The following is a 16,648-nucleotide window of genomic DNA, read 5'->3' on the forward strand; positions in this document are numbered from 1 at the left end:
GTGTTCGGCGGCAATCAGCTGACCTGCACCGACATCGCGGTGGCGGCGGGCCTGGCCGACATCGGCGACCGCTCGCGCGTGGCGCACCTGAGCGCGGCCACGGTGAAAGGCGCGCTGGCGCGCATCCATGAAGCCATCGCCGAGGCCAGCGACCGCATGAAGAGCGACGCGCGCGACGTGCCGCTGATCGCGGTCGGCGGCGGCTCGGTGCTGATTCCCGACCGCGTGGCGGGCTTCTCGGAAGTCGCGCGGGTGGCCAATCACGCGGTGGCCAACGCCGTGGGCGCGGCCATCGCGCAGGTGTCGGGCGAGGTCGACCAGATCTTCACCAACCTCGGCCGCGAGGAACTGCTGGAACAGGCGCGCAAGATCGCCGTGGGCCGCGCGGTGGCCGCCGGCGCCGACGCGGATACCGTCACCGTGATCGAGCAGGAGGACATTCCGCTGGCCTACCTGCCGGGCAACGCCGTCCGGGCGCGGGTGCGGGTGGTGGGCGAGATCGCCGGCCGCGCCGGCTGAACAGGGCGGGGCTTCGGCATCGGACGATTGCAGTGCCGAGGCTGTTGCCGGACAGCCTTCGGTTTTTCAGGCCGGCGGCGCGCGAGCGCCGCCGGTTCTTTTTTGTCCGTCCGCGCGGGCTTGCGTGACGCAGCGTCTTGGCGTCAGTCCGGTCGGCGTTGTTTTCAGCCGCCAGTCTTGCGGCCGCGCTCGTCGCGCGCCGCGTGCAGACAGTCCATGAAGCACTGCGCCGCCGGCGTGGGCGGTGAATCGGCGCGCGTCACGATGCACACGCGCGCGGCGGGCAGCGCGTGGTCCAGCGGCACCATGCGCAAGGGGCGCGGCAGCAGTTGATGCTCGAACAGGTCGCGCACGAAGATGCCCAGCGCGTCGCTTTCGGCGATCAGGGCCAGGCCCACGGCGATGGACTGGCAGGGGATCACATCGCTGGGCGGCGGCAGGCCATGGGCGGCATAGGCCAGGCGCAGCAGGTTGGACGGCGACTCGATGTTGCCCGGCACCAGCCAGAGCGCGTTGTGCAGCTCGGCCAGGCTGCGCGCGCGGCGCAGCGGGTGGCCGACGCGCGCACCCACCGCCAGCGGCAGGTCGTAGAGCGTGGCGCGGGTGAAACCGTCGTCGATCTGGCCGCCGTATTCGGTCTGGACCAGCAGGTCGTAATGGCCGGAGTCGAGCAGCTCGTGGCTGTGGGGCGGCGCGACTTCGTTGAAGGAAACGGACACGCGCGGCATGCGCTGGCGGAATTCCCTGAGCGCGCCCGGCAGCACGGTCAGCGCCGACGAGCTGACAGCCAGGTGCAGCGAACCGCCGGCGCCGTCCTTCATCTGGCCGATCTCTTCCTGGGCGCGGCGCGTTTCCTGCAGGATCAGCACGGCGCGTTTGTACAGCGCCTGGCCGTAGGCGGTCAGCTCCACGCCCTTGGCGCTGCGGCGCACCAGCTCGGCGTCCAGGCTTTGCTCCAGCTCGCGCAGGTTGCGCGTGGCCGCCGGCTGGGTCAGGTGCAGGGCGCGGGCGGCGGCGCGGATGCTGCCGTGTTCGGCGATGAGGACGAAGGTGCGCAGCTGGCGCAGGTTCATGGGCGGACTTCCGGAATGCGGGGGGTATCAGGAAAAGCTTTCACTGGAACGAAAATACTATCTTTTCCTTATCGTCCGCCATCCGTATATTCATGGCCATCGCAGCGGATACGGAACCGGGATCACCGGCCGGGCGCCGCGAGCCTAACGGACATCAAGGGGAAACCATGTCTATCGCCGTCGCGGCCGCTTCCGGCCAGCCGGGGCTGTACACGCCTTCCATGCGCCGGCGCGTCATTGCCGGCACCACCATCGGCAACGCGCTGGAGTTCTTCGACTTCACCGTCTTCACCTTCCTGATGCTGGTGATCGGGCCGCTGTTCTTCCCGGCCGCCTCGGGCTACGGGCAGTTGCTGCTCACCACGGCCACCTTCGGCGTGGGCTTCCTGATGCGGCCGGTCGGCGGCATGCTGATCGGTTCCTATGCCGACCGCCACGGCCGGCGCGCCGCCATGACGCTGACGCTGTGGCTGATGGGCCTGGGCTGTGGCCTGATCGCGCTGGCGCCCACCTATGCGCAGATGGGCATCGCCGGGCCGGTGATCATGGTGCTGGCGCGCCTGATCCAGGGCTTCGCGGCCGGCGGCGAGGTCGGCGCGTCCACCACGCTGCTGGTCGAACACGCGCCGCCGTCGCGGCGCGGCTTCTATTCCAGCTGGCAGTTCGGCAGCCAGTCGCTGGGCGTGATGCTGGGCGCGCTGGTGGTGGCGCTGCTGACCGCCGCGCTCACGCCCGAGCAGATGAAGGACTGGGGCTGGCGCGTGCCCTTCGTGATCGGCATCCTGACCGTGCCGGTGGGCGCCTATATCCGCCGCAACCTGGAAGAGACGCTGGAGCCCCAGCCCGCGTCGGGCGCGGCGCACGCCCGCTCCGACCACCAGCCGCTGCGGCGGGTGCTGGCCGGGCACAAGGGCGCGGTGGCCAAGGGCATCCTGCTGGTCATCGGCGGCATGGTCTGCGCCCAGATCATCGGCTTCTACATGCCTGCCTACGCCAACAAGGAGCTGGGCCTGCCGGCCACGTCCACGCTGTCCGCCAGCGTGGTGCTGGGCGCCATCGGTTTCGTGGCCGCGCCCTTCGTCGGCCTGCTGGCCGACCGCGTGGGACGCAAGCGCGTGATTTTCTGGGCGCGCGCCGCCACCGTGGCCGCGCTGTTGCCGTGCTTCCAATGGCTGGTGTCGGCGCCGAGCAGCGCGCGGCTGATGACCGTGATCGCCTTGCTTGCGATATTGTTGGCGCTGCAGACCGCGCCGGTCATCACCATGCTGCCCGAACTCTTTCCCAAGGCGGTGCGCACCACCGGCATGTCGGTGGTGTACGGGCTGGGCATCTCGGTGTTCGGCGGTTTCGCGCAGTTCTTCGTCACCTGGCTGCTGCACGTCACCCGCAATCCGATGGCGCCGGCCTGGTACTTGATGGTCACCGTGACGCTTTCCACCGTGGTGCTGTTCTGGATCCAGGACCGCACCGGGCATGACATCGACAATCAGGAGGCATGATGCAGTCCCGCTATTTTTCCGACAGCTACGCCCAGGCGCGCGAGCGCTTTCTTGCCGCCGCCAAGGCCGTGGCCGCGCGCACGGCCTCGTATCCGATCGAGGCGCGCGGCGCCCAGGACGAGGCCTTGTCCACCGACGTGGCGCTGATCGGCGACGCAAAGGCCGAACGGCTGCTGATCATGACGTCCGCCACGCACGGCGCCGAGGGCTTCTGTGGCTCCGGTTGCCAGCTGGCCCTGCTGGACGACGCGCCGATGCTGGCGCGCGCGCGCGAGGCCGGCGTGGCGCTGCTGCTGGTGCACGCCGTCAATCCCTATGGCTTCTCGTGGATCGCGCGCACCGACGAGGGCAACGTCGACCTGAACCGCAATGCCCAGCCCTTCGACGGCCGCCCCTTGCCCGAGAACCCCGGCTACGGCGCGCTGCATCCGCTGCTGCTGCCCGAGTCCTGGCCGCCCAATGAGGCCAACCGGCGCGAGCAGGAGCGCTACATCGCCGAGCACGGCCTGGCCGCCTACGCCCAGGCCGTCTCGCGCGGGCAGTACACGCATGCCGACGGTCTGTTCTATGGCGGCGATCGCCCGGCGGCCTCGCTGCTGAACATGCGGCGCATCCTGAAGGAACATGCCGCCGATTTTTCCAGCATCGGCTGGATCGACGTGCATACGGGGCTGGGGCCGCGCGGCCACGGCGAGAAGATCTACGCCGGCCGGCGCGACGAGGCCGAAGTGGCGCGGGCGCGGCACTGGTACGGCGCGGATATCGCCGTGCCTTACCAGGGCAGCTCGGCCTCGGTGGACATCACCGGCCAGCTGGCCAGCGTCATCTACGACGCCTGCCCGGCATCCACGCCGACGCTGATGGCGCTGGAATTCGGCACCCAGCCTTTTGCCGACGTGGTGCAGGCGCTGCGCGGCCGCAACTGGCTGCGCGCGCATCCTGAAGCGGGCGAGGACGCGCGCCGCGCCATCCTGAAGGCCACGCTGGATGCCTTCTATTGCGGCGACGCCGATTGGCACGGCATGGTGCTGGGACAGAGCCGGGTGGCGGTGCTGCAGGCGCTGTGCGGCCTGCAAGGCGACTGACAGTCCGGACCTGATCCGGGAAGGCGCGGCTCCGGCGACGGGGCCGCGCTTTTTTTTCGTGACCTTGCTATTTGCTGTTTTTGTAATGTTATATCATCTGGTGTTTGTTTGTAATGATATAACATCCATAGGAACCGAGATGCAGGGAAAGAAAGAGGGATCGCGGCGCTCCACCCGCCGCGCCGGCGCGGCCAGGACGGGATTGCGGCCGCTGGCGTGGGCGCTGCTCGCCGCCTCCGGCGCCACCGCGCAGGCCCAGCAAGCGGCCGGCCCGGCGGACGCCGCCGCCACGCTGGCGCCGGTCACGGTCTCGGCCAATCCGCTGGGGCTGGACCTGAACAGCACCACGCAGCCGGCCTCCGTGCTGGAAGGCGATGCATTGGTCGAGAAGCGCGGCGGCACGCTGGGTGACACGCTCGATGGCCTGCCGGGCGTGCATAGCGATACCTTCGGCGGCGGCGCCAGCCGTCCGGTGATCCGCGGCCAGACCGCGCCGCGCGTGAAGGCGCTGTCCGACGGCTCCGAGCTGATGGACGCCTCGGCCATCTCGCCCGATCATGCCGTGACCACCGAGCCGCTGCTGGCCGAGCGCATCGAGGTGCTGCGCGGCCCGGCGGCGCTGCTGTACGGCGGCGGCGCCATCGGCGGCGTGGTCAATGTGATCGACAAGAAAATCCCCACCGAAGTCCCCGAGAAGGGCATCGCCGCCGAGGCCGAGATCCGTGGCGCGACCGGCACCAAGGAACGCGCGGGCGCCATCGGCATTACCGCCGGCGAAGGCAATTTCGCCGTGCGCGTGGAAGGCATGAAGCGCCGCAGCGGCGACTACCGCGTGCCGGACTGGTCCAGCAGCAAGCTGGACGGCTCGTACAGCGAATCCACGCAAGGCACGGTGGGCATGTCCTGGATCACGCCGCGCGGCTACATCGGCCTGGCCTTCACGCACCTGGAAAGCAAGTACGGCCTGCCTGGACACAATCACGAATACGAAGGCTGCCATCCGCATGGCACGCACCTGCATTGCGGCGGCCACGACCATGATCATGGCGATGGCGACGAGGCAGGGCACGACCACGATCATGACCATGGCGGCGGCGTGCCCTATGTGAAGCTGCGCAGCAATCGCACGGACCTGCGCGCCGAATACCTGGATCCCTTCGCCGGCATCGAGAAAATCCGCCTGCGCGGCGGCTTGACCGACTACCAGCACCAGGAGATCGAGGGCGGCGAGGTCGGCACCACCTTCAAGAACCGTGGCTACGACCTGCGCCTGGAGGCGCAGCACAAGACCATCGCCGGCTGGCGCGGCGTGGTGGGCATGCAGACGTCCTACAGCGATTTCCGCGCGGACGGCGAGGAAGCCTTCCTGCCGCGCAGCAAGACGCGCGCCAATGGCATCTTCCTGCTGGAGGAATACAAGCTGGCCGACTGGCGCTTCGAGCTGGGCGCGCGCCAGGACTGGCAGAAGGTCTCGCCCCAGGGCGGCGCGCCGCGCAGCAGCCTGTCGGGCACCTCGCTGTCGGCGGCGGCCATCTGGAACTTCGCGCCGGAGTATTCGGTGGCACTGTCGCTGTCGCGCTCGCAGCGCCTGCCGACCGCGCAGGAGCTTTACGCCAAGGGCGTGCACCTGGCCACCAACACCTATGAGATCGGCAACGCCGGCCTGGGCCGCGAGACCTCGCACAACATCGACCTGACGCTGCGCAAGCACTCGGGCGCGACCACCTTCAGCGCCAGCGTGTTCCACAACCGCGTGAAGAACTACATCTACGCCAACACGCTGGACCGCTACGAGGACTTCCGCCTGATCGAGTACACCCAGCGCGACGCCGAGTTCACCGGCGTGGAAGGCGAGCTGCGGCATCAGTTCACGCCCGTGTTCTCGGCCGCCGTCTTCGGCGACTACGTGCGCGGCAAGCTGACCGGCGGCGACGGCAACCTGCCGCGCATCCCGGCGGCGCGCGCCGGCCTGCGCGGCAACTTCAAATGGCAGCAGTGGTCGGCCGGCGTCGAATACGCGCGCGTGTTCTCGCAGAAGGACATCGCCGCCTACGAGAACAGCACGCCGGGCTACAACCTGGTCAACGCCGTCGTGGCCTATCGCGGCAATTACGGCTCGACCGGCTACGAGGTCTACCTGCGCGGCACCAACCTGCTGAACCGGCTGGCGTACAACCATGCCTCGTTCATCTCCTCGGTGGCGCCGTTGCCGGGCCGCAGCGTGCTGCTGGGCGTGCGCATGACGTACTAGTCGCGGCAGGACGGCGGGGCGGCGGCCCTGTGCTATGTTCGCGTGGTGCCGCCATCGGGCGGCGCCACGCAGCGCAGGAGCCCGCCATGCTGAAGTTCGCCGCCAACCTGTCCATGATGTACACGGAACATGCGTTCCTGGACCGTTATGCGGCGGCCGCCGCCGATGGTTTTGACGGCGTGGAATGCATGTCGCCGTATGAAGCGCCTGCGGCCTTCGTGCGCGAGCGCCTGGACGCGGCGGGGCTGCGCCAGGTGCTGATCAACACCCCGGTCGGCGTCGCGGCGCGCGGCGACCGAGGCCTGGCCGCCTTGCCCGGCCGGCAAGACGAGTTCCGCGCCGGCCTGGAGCAGGCGCTGTCCTATGCCGACGCGCTGGCCTGCCCGCAGGTGCACGTGATGGCCGGGCTGGCGCCCGACGGCGCGCCACGCGCCGCGCTGCTGGATTGCTACCAAGAGAACCTGGCCTGGGCCGCGACGCAGGCGCGCGCCTGCGGGGTCACGCTGCTGATCGAGCCCATCAATACCCGCGACATTCCCGGCTACATCCTCAATCGCCAGGACGAGGCCCATGCCGTGGTCGAGGCGGTCAACGCGCCCAACCTCAAGGTGCAGATGGACCTGTACCACTGCCAGATCGTCGAGGGCGACGTCAGCGCCAAGCTGCGGCGTTATCTGCCCACCGGCCGCGTCGGGCATCTGCAGATCGCCGGCGTGCCGCTGCGGCACGAGCCCGACCAGGGTGAACTGAACTATTCCTGGATCTATGCGCTGCTGCGCGAGCTGGACTATCGCGGCTGGATCGGCTGCGAGTACCGGCCGGCCGGCGCCACGTCGGATGGCCTGGGCTGGCTGGCCGCCGCGCGCGCGTGAGCGCGCCGGACCGGGACCCCGGACATTCGAGCCCGTGCGTGATCGCGAGACGGTTGGCGCGCGCTTGCGCTGCCCGGCCGTGGCGTGCCAATATAATTAATATGTTAATTAAATACGGTCCAAGCAGGCCGTAAAAAGGGATAAGGAGACAGTCCCCATGTTCACAGGCATTTTCCGCCGCCTGCCGCGCGCGGCCTTGCTGGCCGCTGCCCTGGCGGCATCCGTGGCCGCCGTCCGGCCCGCGTCGGCGGCCGAATTTCCCGATCATCCGATCCGCTGGCTGGTGCCCTTCAGCGCCGGCGGCGGCAGCGACATCGCCACGCGCATCGTGGCCCGGCACGTGGCCGACGCGCTGGGCCAGCCGGTGGTGGTCGAGAACCGTCCCGGCGCGGCCACCATCGTCGCCGCCCAGGAAACCGCGCGCGCCGCGCCCGACGGCTACACGCTGATGACGGCCGGCATGAGCACGCTGGCCCTGAATCCCTGGCTCTACCGCAAGCTGCCCTACGACCCGCAGAAGAACCTGGCGCCGGTGTCCACGCTGGTGGACCTGCCCATCGTGCTGGTGGTGTCGCCGGACTCGAACCTGCATACGCTGGCCGACGTCATCGCCTACCTGAAGAGCGACAAGGCGCCCAGCTACGCTTCGCTGGGCGTGGGCAGCCCGCACCATCTGGCGATGGAGCTGTTCCTGGAAACGGTGAAGGGCAAGGCCACCGCCATACCCTACAAGGGCACGCCGCCTGCCTTGCAGGACGTGGCCTCGGGCGTGGTGCCCTTGATGATGGCCGACCTGGCCGCCGCGCGGCCGCTGATCCAGGGCGGCAAGCTGCGCCCCATCGCCGTGCCGGCGGCGCGGCGCTCGGACCAGTTACCCGACGTGCCGACCTTCGTGCAGGCCGGCGGTCCCGCCTTCGAGGCCGCCGCCTGGCAGGGCGTGGTGGCGCCAGCCGGCACGCCCGAGCCGGTGGTTCGGAAGCTGAGCCAGGCGATCGAACAGGCGCTGCGCGCGCCCGAGGTGGTCAAGCAGTTGAAGCTGCAAGGCATGGAACCGACCGGCAGCACGCCGGAAGCGTTCAGCGCCTATGCGCGGCAGGAGTACGAGCGCTGGGGCGCGGTGATCCGGAGCAAGGGCATCACCGCCGATTGATACGGGCCTGCCGTCCGCGCCTCAGTCCGGCGCGGGGGCCGGCGGCGCCCGGCGCCTGGCGGTGGCGGCGCAGCCCGCCGACGCGATCACGATGCCGCCGATGGCCAGCCACTGGCTGCCCGACAGCTGTTCGTTCAGCACCACCACGCCGGCCAGCGCGCCCATGGCTGGCTCCATGCTGAGCAGCACGCCGAAGGTCTTGTTCGGCAGGCGCTTGAGCGCCACCATCTCCAGCGAATACGGCAGCGCGCTGGACAGCACGCCCACCGCGATGCCGGCCAGGATCAGCGACGGATCCAGCAGCGCCGTGCCGGCATGGGCGGCGCCCACCGGCAGCGCCACCAGGGCCGCCGCCGTCAGGCCCAGCGAGGTCGCCTGGCCGCCGTGGATGTTTCCGGCGCGCTTGCCGAAGATGATGTACAGCGCCCACAGCACCGCCGCGCCCAGCGCATAGGCCAACCCGACGGGATCCAGGTCGTGCACCGATTGGCCGGTCGGGATCAGCAGCAGCAGGCCGGCCGCCGCGCAGGCGATCCACAGGAAATCGATGGCGCGGCGCGACGAGAACACCGCCAGCGCCAGCGGCCCGGTGAACTCGATGGCGATGGCGATGCCCAGCGGCAGCGTGCGCAGCGCCATGTAGAACATCAGGTTCAGGCAGGCCAGCGTGACGCCGTACAGCGCGATCTTCAGCGCGTTGGCGCGGCTCAGCGGAAAGCGCCACGGACGCCAGATGGCCAGCAGGATCAGCGCGCCGATCACGATGCGATAGGCCGTCGTGCCCTGCGCGCCCACCATCGGGAACAGCGATTTGGCGAACGAGGTGCCGATGCACAGGGACGCCATCGCCGCCATCAGCGACAGGACGGGAACCAGCGTGGAGGAGGTGTCGCCTCCGGTGTTCAGGGTAGCGGTGCTCATGATTGCGTGTAGCGGGTAGGGGCCGGGCGCGGGTGACGGGGAGTCGGGGGCTCAGGGCGCGGCCGTGGAGTAAAGCACATAAAGCGCCAGGCCCAGCATGATGGCGCCCAGCAGTCCCTGTTGCGCGCGCAGGAACCAGGCGTTGCGCCCCACCCAGCCGCGGATGCGCGAGGCGCCGTAGGCGAAGCAGCTGCCGTAGGGCAGGCTCAGGATCTTCATGGTGACGCCCAGCACCAGCATCTGCGTCCAGACCGGTCCCTGCTCGGGCGAGGTGAACTGCGGCAGGAAGGCGATCATGAACAGCAGCACCTTGGGATTGAGCAGGTTGGTCACGAAGCCCTGCCAGAACGCGTCGCGGGCATCGCCGGGCCGCGCCGTGAGCGAGACCTCGGCGTCGCGCGCGCAGCGCAGGATGGCCTTGATGCCCAGGTAAGCCAGGTACAGGCCGCCGGCCGCCTTCACGCCCAGGAACAGCCGGGGCGAGGCTTGCAGCACCGAGGCCAGGCCCAGCACCACTGCCGGTACTTGAACGAAACCGGCCGCCACATTGCCCAGCACGCTCAGAAAGGCCGGGCGGAAGCCCTGGGTCATGCCGCGGGACAGGGTCAGCGCCATGTCGGGCCCGGGCGTGAGCTTGAGCGCCGCGTCGGCGGCAAGGAACAGCAGGAACAACTGAAGCGAGGGCATGGGATTCTGGCGCGGCGGGCCCGCGGCGTGCGGGCGGCAAGAATCACAGTGTAAGCAAGGCGGCTGATTTTTTTCTGCGCTACACAGGGCAGAAATGGAGTTTTCCGTCGAAAGTCAGGGCAGCAGGCGCGACGTAGGCGGCTGGCACGATTAGAATCGTCGCACAGGCTCGCCGGCCTGCATCCGCGTCCGCATTCGCCCCGCCTCACACCGCCATGGAACTCGACGATTTTGACCGCCTCATCCTGCAAAGCATGCAGGAAGACAACCAGCGCACCAGCCAGGAAGTGGCCGAACGCGTGAACCTGTCGCCCGTGTCCTGCCTGCGCCGCATGAAGCGGCTGCGCGAGGCCGGCGTGGTCGCCGCCGACGTCTCGGTGGTCGATCCGGCCGCCGTGGGGCGCGGCATCATGATGGTGGTGCTGGTGTCGCTGGAGAGCGAGCGCGCCGACAAGCTTGGCAAGTTCAAGCGCGCCATGACCGAGGCGCAGGAAGTCATGCAGTGCATGTCGGTCACGGGCGAGGTGGACTTCGTGCTGACGCTGACCATGCGCGACATGCTGGAGTACGAGTCCTTCGCGCAGAAGCACTTCTGGGGCGATCCCAATGTGAAGCGCTTCTCGACGCTGGTGGTGATGAACCGCGTCAAGCACGGCCTGGCGGTGCCGATGGATATCTGAGGCGCCGCGCGCCCGGACAGGCGGCGCGCGATGGCGGACGTGGGTGTTTTCGACTGCACTTGCTTGAGCGATTCGCCGCGATAGGGGGCGGCCGCCCGGCGTTCCCGTCTCTGGCGGGCGCGCTTTATATTCAAAAAATATCAACATAATTAATATTGATTCATCAATTCGCGATTCCTAGAATCTTCCCATGGCTCACCGCCGCCTTGGGGCAGACATGGACAGCGAAAAAAACACGACGCCGCGACAGCTAACCGTCCGCATTTCACGCGGCACCGGTGACGGCGAATTCACGGTCTATTCGGTGCCGTGGCGCGACAACCAGACCGTGCTGGACGTGGTCACCGAAGTCCAGCGCACGCAGGAGCCGAGCCTTTCCTATCGCTACGCCTGTCGCGTGGGCGTGTGCGGTTCCTGTGCGATGACCGTCAATGGCAAGCCGCGCTGGACCTGTCGCACGCACGTGAGCCGGGTCGAGGAAGACGGCGTGATCGTCATCGAGCCGCTGCGCAACATGCCGCGCATCAAGGACCTGGTGGTCGACATGCGCGAGTTCTTCCAGAAATGGAAGCGCGCCGGCAATACCTTCATCGGCACGGCCACGCGCCACGATCCGCCGGCGATGGTGTCGCCGCAGAGCAAGAAGCGCAAGCAGGCCGACGCCGCCATCGAATGCATCAACTGCGGCGTGTGCTACGCGGCCTGCGACGTGGTGTCCTGGGACCCGGAGTATCTCGGTCCGGCGGCGCTGAACCGCGCCTGGACGCTGTTCAACGACGAACGCCATGCCGATCCCAAGGACGTGCTGCGCCAGGCGACCTCGGGCAGCGGCTGCAATTCCTGTCACACGCAGGGCAGCTGCATGAAGCACTGTCCGGTCGATCTCAGCCCAACCGGCAGCATCGCCGGCCTGAAGCGCAGCTCGCTGATCAACCTGCTCAAGGGGGGCTGACATGGAGGCCCGCCTGTTCGCGCTCCAGCGCCTGACGGCGATGGCCATGGCGCCTTTCGTTCTCGTGCACCTGGGACTCATCATCTACGCCGTGCGCAGCGGCCTGAGCGCCGGCGCCGTGCTGTCGCGCACGCAGGGCAGCTGGGCCTGGATCCTGTTCTACGGGCTGTTCGTGGCCTGCGTCGCCATCCACGTGCCCATTGGCCTGCGCAACATCCTGGTCGAATGGCTGCGGCTGGGCCGGCGCGCGGCCTCCTGTATCGGGCTGGCCTTCGGCGTGACGATCCTGTTCCTGGGCATGCGCGCGGTGGCCGCCGTGGGAGGGCTGCTGCAATGAAGTCCGCCCGCAATCATCAGGCGTACTGGGCCTTCCTGGGCCATCGCCTGTCCGGCCTGGCGCTGGCGCTGTTCCTGCCGGTGCATTTCTACGTGCTGGGCATGGCGCTGGACGAGGCCCGTTTCGACCGTTTCCTGAAGCTGTCCGACATGCCGGCGATGAAGGTCGGCGAATGGGGGCTGGTCCTGCTGCTGGCGCTGCACCTGTGCTTCGGCCTGCGCCTGCTGGCGCTGGAACTGCTGCCCTGGCGTTCGACGCGCAATGCCCGCAACGGCTGGATTGGCTGGGGCTTCGCCGTGTCGATGGCGGTCGGCCTGGTGTTCATCGCTGGAGTCATCTGAGATGCAGATCGAACAACACAAGACCGACATCCTGATACTGGGCACCGGCGGCGCCGGCCTGTTCGCGGCGCTGCACGCGAAGAAGGCGAACCCGGACCTGCGCGTGACCGTGACGGTGAAAGGGCTGCTGGGCAAGTGCGGCTGTACCCGCATGGTCCAGGGCGGCTACAACGTCGCGCTGTCCGCCGGCGATTCGGTGGAGCGGCATTTCATGGACACCATCGAGGGCGGCAAGTGGCTGCCACGGCAGGACCTGGCCTGGCGCCTGGTCGAGGGCGCGGTCGAGCGCGTGCGCGAGCTGGAGAACGAGATCGGCTGCTTCTTCGACCGCAATCCCGACGGCTCGCTGCATTCCAAGGCCTTCGCCGGCCAGAGCTTCGACCGCACCGTGCACAAGGCCGACCTGACCGGCATCGAAATCATCAACCGGCTGATGGAGCAGGTGCGTGCGGTGGATGTCGAAGAACTGGAGGAGCACCGCGCCATCGAGCTGATTCCCGCCGCCGATGGCTCGGGCATCGCCGGCGTGCTGTTCATCGACATGCGCACGGGCGGCTACCGGCTGATCCAGGCCAAGGCCGTGCTGCTGGCCACGGGCGCCGGGCCGACGATGTATCGCTATCACACGCCGTCCGGCGACAAGACCTGCGACGGCCTGGCCATGGCGCTGCGCTACGGCCTGTCGCTGCGCGACATGGAGATGGTGCAGTTCCATCCGACGGGCCTGCTGGGCGGCCCCGACACCCGCATGACGGGCACGGTGCTGGAGGAAGGACTGCGCGGCGCCGGCGGCTATCTGCTCAATGGCGACGGCGAGCGCTTCATGGCCCGCTACGACAAGCGCGGCGAGCGCGCCACGCGCGACGTGGTCAGCCGGGGCATCTACGCGGAAATGCGCGCCGGGCGCACCGGCCCCATGGGCGGCGTGTACATCCAGATGAGCCACCTGGGTCCGGAGAAAGTCGCCAAGACCTTCCCCGGCATGGTCAACCGCTGCAAGGACTGCGGCTTCGACCTGGCGGGCGGCAAGGTCGAGGTGGTGCCGACCGCGCACTATCTGATGGGCGGCGTGGAGTTCAACGTCGACGGCTCGACCGCGTCGCCGGGGCTGTACGCGGCGGGCGAGGACTGCGGCGGCGTGCATGGCGCCAACCGGCTCGGCGGCAATGGCGTGGCGAATTCCACCGTGTTCGGCGGCATCGCCGGCGATTCGATGGCCGCGCACGTGGCCGCGAACGGCCGCTGGCGCGATCCGGATCCGCGCGCCATCGCGCGCGGCATCGAGCGCGCGGAGTATCCCTTTTCGAAACCGGCCGGCCGCATCCATGAATTGCGCGACCAGCTGGCGCGGACCATGTGGGACGACGTCGGCGTGCTGCGCCAGCGCGCCGCGATGGAGCGCGGCCTGGAGGCCGTGGCGGCCCACCATGCCGCGCTGCGCGGCATCGGCGTGGCCGATGGCGACCGCCGCTACAACCTGACCTGGCACGACTGGCTCAACCTGGAAAGCCTGGTCGATATCTCCAAGGTCATCACCGTGTCGGCGCTGGCGCGCGAGAACAGCCGCGGCGCGCACTTCCGCGAGGACTTCCCGGAACCGGGCGATCTGCACGCCAGCCGCTACACGCGCGTCAGCGCGCCGGGCGGCGACCTGCGGCTGGACATGGTTCCGGTTTCCTTCGACATCGTTCAACCCGGCCAGTCGCTGATCGACGGCGAAGCCGGCACTCCCCAGGCATAAGGCGCGCACCATGCAGATACCGATAAACAAGATCGAGGAGGCCGCGCTGGAGATCATGCGCCGCGCGGCGATCGAGATCCCGGACGACTACAAACAGGGCATCCTGGAGCTGCGCAAGACCGAGACCGGCAAGCTGCCGCGCTTCGTGATCCACGCCATGGTCGAGAACTGGGAGGCGGCGGACCAGGATCGCCGTCCCATGTGCGCGGACACGGGCCTGCCGCGCTACTACGTGAAGGTCGGCAACAATGCCTCGGTCGAGTCGGGCTTCGTCGCCGTCGAGCGCGCGCTGCGCCACGCCACCGCCGAAGGCACGGTGTCGATCCCGCTGCGGCCCAATCGCGTCCATCCGCTCTGGCGCACCGATCACAACAACAACGTGGGCCTGAACGCGCCCGAGGTGGAGTGGTCCTTCGAGCCCGACGCCGACTGGATCGACATCACCACCGTGCACAAGGGCGGGCTGTTCGGCACCGACTACCGCATGCTGTTTCCGGGCGACGGCATCGACGGCATCAAGCGCTTCGTGCTGGACACGCTGATCGCCTTCGGCAAGCGCGGCCTGGCCTGTCAGCCAGCCATCGTCGGCATCGGCCTGGGCGGCTCCAAGGACACCTGCATGCAGCTGGGCAAGCAGGCCGCCTGCCTGCGCACCGTGGGCGACCGCAATCCGGATCCCAGGGTCGCCGAGCTGGAGCTGGAACTGATGAAGCTGGGCAATGCCATCGGCATGGGCGCGATGGGTTTCGTCGGCTCGGGCATGGTGGTCGATTGCCATATCGAATGCGGCTACACGCATACCGGCGGCATGCCGATCAGCCTGCATACGTTCTGCCTGTCGTCGCGCCGCGCCACCGCGCGCATCCACGCCGACGGCCGCATCGAATATCGAACCGATCCGCAATGGTTCACCCCCTATCTGCGCCGGGAGACGGTCGAATGGTAAGCAAGGACGATGACATCAAGGTCTTCCACCTGGACCTGCCGGCCCGGACCGAGGACATCGCCCGGCTGGAGCTGGGTTCGGCCGTGTACCTGAACGGCCTGGTCTACACGGCGCGCGAGGGCGTCTACAAGAAGGTGCTGGACGAAGGGCTGGCGCCGCCGGTGGACCTGCGCGCGCTCAGCAACGTGAACTTCCACTGCTCGCCAGCCGCCGCGCCGGACGGGCAGGGCGGCTACCGGGTCGGCGCCGTCACGGCCACGGCCTCGTTCCGCTTTTCCAAGTGGATTCCGCGCTGGCTGGAGGAAACCGGCTGCCGCATCCTGATCGGCAAGGGCGGCATGCCGGCGGACGACTACAAGCGGGTGCTGGCGCCCGGCGGCGCGATCTATCTGACGACGGTGGGTTATGGCACCGGCGCGCTGCTGGGGCGCGGCATCAAGCGCGTGCGCGAGGTGCACTGGCTGGACGAGCTGGGCATCGCGCAGGCGATGTGGCTGTTCGATGTCGAGAACTTCGGCCCCTTCATCGTGGAAAGCGATCTGGAAGGGAACTCCCTGTTCGCGCAGCACGCCGAGACGATCAACGCGGGCATCGAACGGCTCTACGCCGGGCTGAAGCCGCCCGCGCTGCATCGCTACGGCGAAACCGACGACCGCAAGGACGAAGTGATGTAGCGGCTGCCCGCTAGCGCCAGGCCGTCAACACATGGATAGGGAAGACACGCGAATGATCATCGATTTCCGCTTGAGGCCGCCCGTAGGCGGCTTCCTGAATACGCTGATGTACTCGGCCGGCGAGCGGCGCGACGGCTTCACGCGCACCGTGGGCTTCACGCCTTCGCCGGCCGCGCAGCAGCAGTCCATGGACCTGCTGCTTGGGGAAATGGAGGCCGCCGGCGTCGACGCCGGCGTGGTCGTGGGCCGATTGGCCGGCGTGCTGGGCAGCGTGCCGAACGAGGACGTGCGCCAGATCGTGGCCGCGCATCCGGGCCGCTTCATCGGCGCGGCCTCGATCGACCCGACCGACCGCCGGCAGGCCTGCCGGACCATCGACCAGGCGTTGGCGGACGGCTTCAAGCTGATCAATATCGAGCCGGGCTCCTACCCCGTGCCGATGCATGCCGACGACCGGCGGCTGTATCCGATCTATGGCCACTGCGAGGACGTGGGCGTGCCCGTCATCATGATGGTGGGCGGCACGGCCGGGCCCGACCTGAGCTATTCGGACCCGATCCGCACCGACCGGGTGCTGGCCGATTTTCCGAACCTGAACGTGGTGGTCGCGCATGGCGGCTGGCCCTGGGTCAACGAGATCCTGCACCTGGGCTTCCGGCGCCAGAACCTGTGGCTGTCGCCCGATATGTACTTCTCGCGCATGCCGGGCTGGGAGGAATACGTGAAGGCGGCCGACGGTTTCCTGTCGGACCGGATGCTCTACGCCAGCTCCTTCCCGTTCTGTCCGGTGCGGGAATACAAGTCGTGGTTCGAAAGCCTGCCGATCAAGCAAGAGAACCTGAGGAAGATAATGGGCGGCAACGCGTGCAGGCTGCTGGGCATCCCGGCGCGGAACCCATAGACTGTTGCCCACCCCGTGT

The 16,648-nt window shown here is 68.5% G+C and carries 16 protein-coding genes and 1 pseudogene; 14 read left to right on the plus strand and 3 right to left on the minus strand.

What is annotated here, in order from left to right; genetic code table 11:
* Nucleotides 1–519, plus strand: a pseudogene (locus KDH83_RS22445) (hydantoinase/oxoprolinase family protein); the annotation flags it as partial.
* A 164-nt stretch (nt 520–683) separates the two neighbouring features.
* On the opposite strand, the gene KDH83_RS22450 reads toward KDH83_RS22445, so the two are convergent.
* On the minus strand, nt 684–1,592 hold the full coding sequence (locus KDH83_RS22450; protein ID WP_212319977.1) for a LysR substrate-binding domain-containing protein: 909 nt from the start codon (nt 1,590–1,592) through the stop codon (nt 684–686).
* Nucleotides 1,593–1,759: 167 nt separating this feature from the next.
* On the opposite strand from KDH83_RS22450, the gene KDH83_RS22455 reads away from it, so the two are divergent.
* The 5 genes from KDH83_RS22455 to KDH83_RS22475 all read left to right on the plus strand — a co-directional run bounded on the left by KDH83_RS22455 (nt 1,760) and on the right by KDH83_RS22475 (nt 8,449).
* Entirely contained in the window at nt 1,760–3,091 is a 1,332-nt protein-coding gene (locus tag KDH83_RS22455) for an MFS transporter (protein ID WP_212319979.1), read from the plus strand.
* A complete protein-coding gene (locus tag KDH83_RS22460) occupies nt 3,091–4,176 on the plus strand; it encodes a M14 family metallopeptidase (RefSeq protein WP_212319982.1) in 1,086 nt (361 codons plus the stop codon). The genes KDH83_RS22455 and KDH83_RS22460 overlap by 1 nt, the downstream gene beginning before the upstream one ends.
* 139 nt (nt 4,177–4,315) lie before the next feature.
* Entirely contained in the window at nt 4,316–6,427 is a 2,112-nt protein-coding gene (locus KDH83_RS22465; protein ID WP_212319984.1) for a TonB-dependent receptor, read from the plus strand.
* 86 nt (nt 6,428–6,513) lie between these two features.
* A complete protein-coding gene (otnI, locus tag KDH83_RS22470; protein ID WP_212319986.1) occupies nt 6,514–7,299 on the plus strand; it encodes a 2-oxo-tetronate isomerase in 786 nt (261 codons plus the stop codon).
* 157 nt (nt 7,300–7,456) lie between these two features.
* Nucleotides 7,457–8,449, plus strand: coding sequence for a tripartite tricarboxylate transporter substrate binding protein (locus KDH83_RS22475; protein ID WP_212319988.1), 993 nt, complete (start codon nt 7,457–7,459; stop codon nt 8,447–8,449).
* Nucleotides 8,450–8,470: 21 nt separating this feature from the next.
* Here the strand turns inward: KDH83_RS22475 and KDH83_RS22480 are convergent, their stop codons facing one another.
* Together KDH83_RS22480 and KDH83_RS22485 are read right to left on the minus strand one after the other, a co-directional pair.
* A complete protein-coding gene (locus KDH83_RS22480; protein ID WP_212319990.1) occupies nt 8,471–9,370 on the minus strand; it encodes an EamA family transporter in 900 nt (299 codons plus the stop codon).
* Between the two features lie 51 nt (nt 9,371–9,421).
* The gene (locus KDH83_RS22485; RefSeq protein ID WP_212319992.1) at nt 9,422–10,057 is read right to left on the minus strand and encodes a LysE family translocator; all 636 of its coding nucleotides are present in this window, start codon (nt 10,055–10,057) and stop codon (nt 9,422–9,424) included.
* A 215-nt stretch (nt 10,058–10,272) separates the two neighbouring features.
* On the opposite strand from KDH83_RS22485, the gene KDH83_RS22490 reads away from it, so the two are divergent.
* The 8 genes from KDH83_RS22490 to KDH83_RS22525 all read left to right on the plus strand — a co-directional run bounded on the left by KDH83_RS22490 (nt 10,273) and on the right by KDH83_RS22525 (nt 16,629).
* Complete coding sequence (locus tag KDH83_RS22490) at nt 10,273–10,737, plus strand: Lrp/AsnC family transcriptional regulator (protein WP_212319994.1); 465 nt, start codon at nt 10,273–10,275, stop codon at nt 10,735–10,737.
* 217 nt (nt 10,738–10,954) lie between these two features.
* Nucleotides 10,955–11,689 (plus strand): 2Fe-2S iron-sulfur cluster-binding protein, encoded by a 735-nt coding sequence (locus KDH83_RS22495; protein WP_212319996.1) that lies wholly within the window; start codon nt 10,955–10,957, stop codon nt 11,687–11,689.
* Between the two features lies 1 nt (nt 11,690).
* Nucleotides 11,691–12,026 carry a succinate dehydrogenase gene (locus KDH83_RS22500; RefSeq protein WP_212319999.1) on the plus strand — a complete coding sequence of 112 codons (336 nt, stop codon included), beginning with the start codon at nt 11,691–11,693 and terminating at the stop codon, nt 12,024–12,026.
* Entirely contained in the window at nt 12,023–12,367 is a 345-nt protein-coding gene (locus KDH83_RS22505) for a succinate dehydrogenase (protein ID WP_212320001.1), read from the plus strand. Before KDH83_RS22500 ends, KDH83_RS22505 begins: the two co-directional genes overlap by 4 nt.
* Before the next feature lies 1 nt (nt 12,368).
* Nucleotides 12,369–14,108 carry an FAD-dependent oxidoreductase gene (locus KDH83_RS22510; protein ID WP_212320003.1) on the plus strand — a complete coding sequence of 580 codons (1,740 nt, stop codon included), beginning with the start codon at nt 12,369–12,371 and terminating at the stop codon, nt 14,106–14,108.
* A gap of 10 nt (nt 14,109–14,118) precedes the next feature.
* The gene (locus KDH83_RS22515; protein ID WP_212320005.1) at nt 14,119–15,054 is read left to right on the plus strand and encodes a fumarate hydratase; all 936 of its coding nucleotides are present in this window, start codon (nt 14,119–14,121) and stop codon (nt 15,052–15,054) included.
* Nucleotides 15,048–15,728, plus strand: coding sequence for a fumarate hydratase C-terminal domain-containing protein (locus KDH83_RS22520; RefSeq protein WP_212320007.1), 681 nt, complete (start codon nt 15,048–15,050; stop codon nt 15,726–15,728). Before KDH83_RS22515 ends, KDH83_RS22520 begins: the two co-directional genes overlap by 7 nt.
* Before the next feature lie 52 nt (nt 15,729–15,780).
* Entirely contained in the window at nt 15,781–16,629 is an 849-nt protein-coding gene (locus tag KDH83_RS22525) for an amidohydrolase family protein (RefSeq protein WP_212320010.1), read from the plus strand.
* The last annotated feature ends 19 nt before the right edge of the window (nt 16,630–16,648 follow it).

It is taken from the genome of Achromobacter sp. Marseille-Q0513, from assembly GCF_018195695.1.
In the GTDB taxonomy this organism is placed as follows: domain Bacteria; phylum Pseudomonadota; class Gammaproteobacteria; order Burkholderiales; family Burkholderiaceae_B; genus Achromobacter.

What these genes read in the sequence shown, in the direction of transcription:
- KDH83_RS22450 (WP_212319977.1), bottom strand. Translation starts at nt 1,592, where the DNA reads ATGAACCTGCGCCAGCTGCGCACCTTCGTCCTCATCGCCGAACACGGC.
- KDH83_RS22455 (WP_212319979.1), top strand. Translation starts at nt 1,760, where the DNA reads ATGTCTATCGCCGTCGCGGCCGCTTCCGGCCAGCCGGGGCTGTACACG.
- KDH83_RS22460 (WP_212319982.1), top strand. Translation starts at nt 3,091, where the DNA reads ATGCAGTCCCGCTATTTTTCCGACAGCTACGCCCAGGCGCGCGAGCGC.
- KDH83_RS22465 (WP_212319984.1), top strand. Translation starts at nt 4,316, where the DNA reads ATGCAGGGAAAGAAAGAGGGATCGCGGCGCTCCACCCGCCGCGCCGGC.
- otnI (WP_212319986.1), top strand. Translation starts at nt 6,514, where the DNA reads ATGCTGAAGTTCGCCGCCAACCTGTCCATGATGTACACGGAACATGCG.
- KDH83_RS22475 (WP_212319988.1), top strand. Translation starts at nt 7,457, where the DNA reads ATGTTCACAGGCATTTTCCGCCGCCTGCCGCGCGCGGCCTTGCTGGCC.
- KDH83_RS22480 (WP_212319990.1), bottom strand. Translation starts at nt 9,370, where the DNA reads ATGAGCACCGCTACCCTGAACACCGGAGGCGACACCTCCTCCACGCTG.
- KDH83_RS22485 (WP_212319992.1), bottom strand. Translation starts at nt 10,057, where the DNA reads ATGCCCTCGCTTCAGTTGTTCCTGCTGTTCCTTGCCGCCGACGCGGCG.
- KDH83_RS22490 (WP_212319994.1), top strand. Translation starts at nt 10,273, where the DNA reads ATGGAACTCGACGATTTTGACCGCCTCATCCTGCAAAGCATGCAGGAA.
- KDH83_RS22495 (WP_212319996.1), top strand. Translation starts at nt 10,955, where the DNA reads ATGGACAGCGAAAAAAACACGACGCCGCGACAGCTAACCGTCCGCATT.
- KDH83_RS22500 (WP_212319999.1), top strand. Translation starts at nt 11,691, where the DNA reads ATGGAGGCCCGCCTGTTCGCGCTCCAGCGCCTGACGGCGATGGCCATG.
- KDH83_RS22505 (WP_212320001.1), top strand. Translation starts at nt 12,023, where the DNA reads ATGAAGTCCGCCCGCAATCATCAGGCGTACTGGGCCTTCCTGGGCCAT.
- KDH83_RS22510 (WP_212320003.1), top strand. Translation starts at nt 12,369, where the DNA reads ATGCAGATCGAACAACACAAGACCGACATCCTGATACTGGGCACCGGC.
- KDH83_RS22515 (WP_212320005.1), top strand. Translation starts at nt 14,119, where the DNA reads ATGCAGATACCGATAAACAAGATCGAGGAGGCCGCGCTGGAGATCATG.
- KDH83_RS22520 (WP_212320007.1), top strand. Translation starts at nt 15,048, where the DNA reads ATGGTAAGCAAGGACGATGACATCAAGGTCTTCCACCTGGACCTGCCG.
- KDH83_RS22525 (WP_212320010.1), top strand. Translation starts at nt 15,781, where the DNA reads ATGATCATCGATTTCCGCTTGAGGCCGCCCGTAGGCGGCTTCCTGAAT.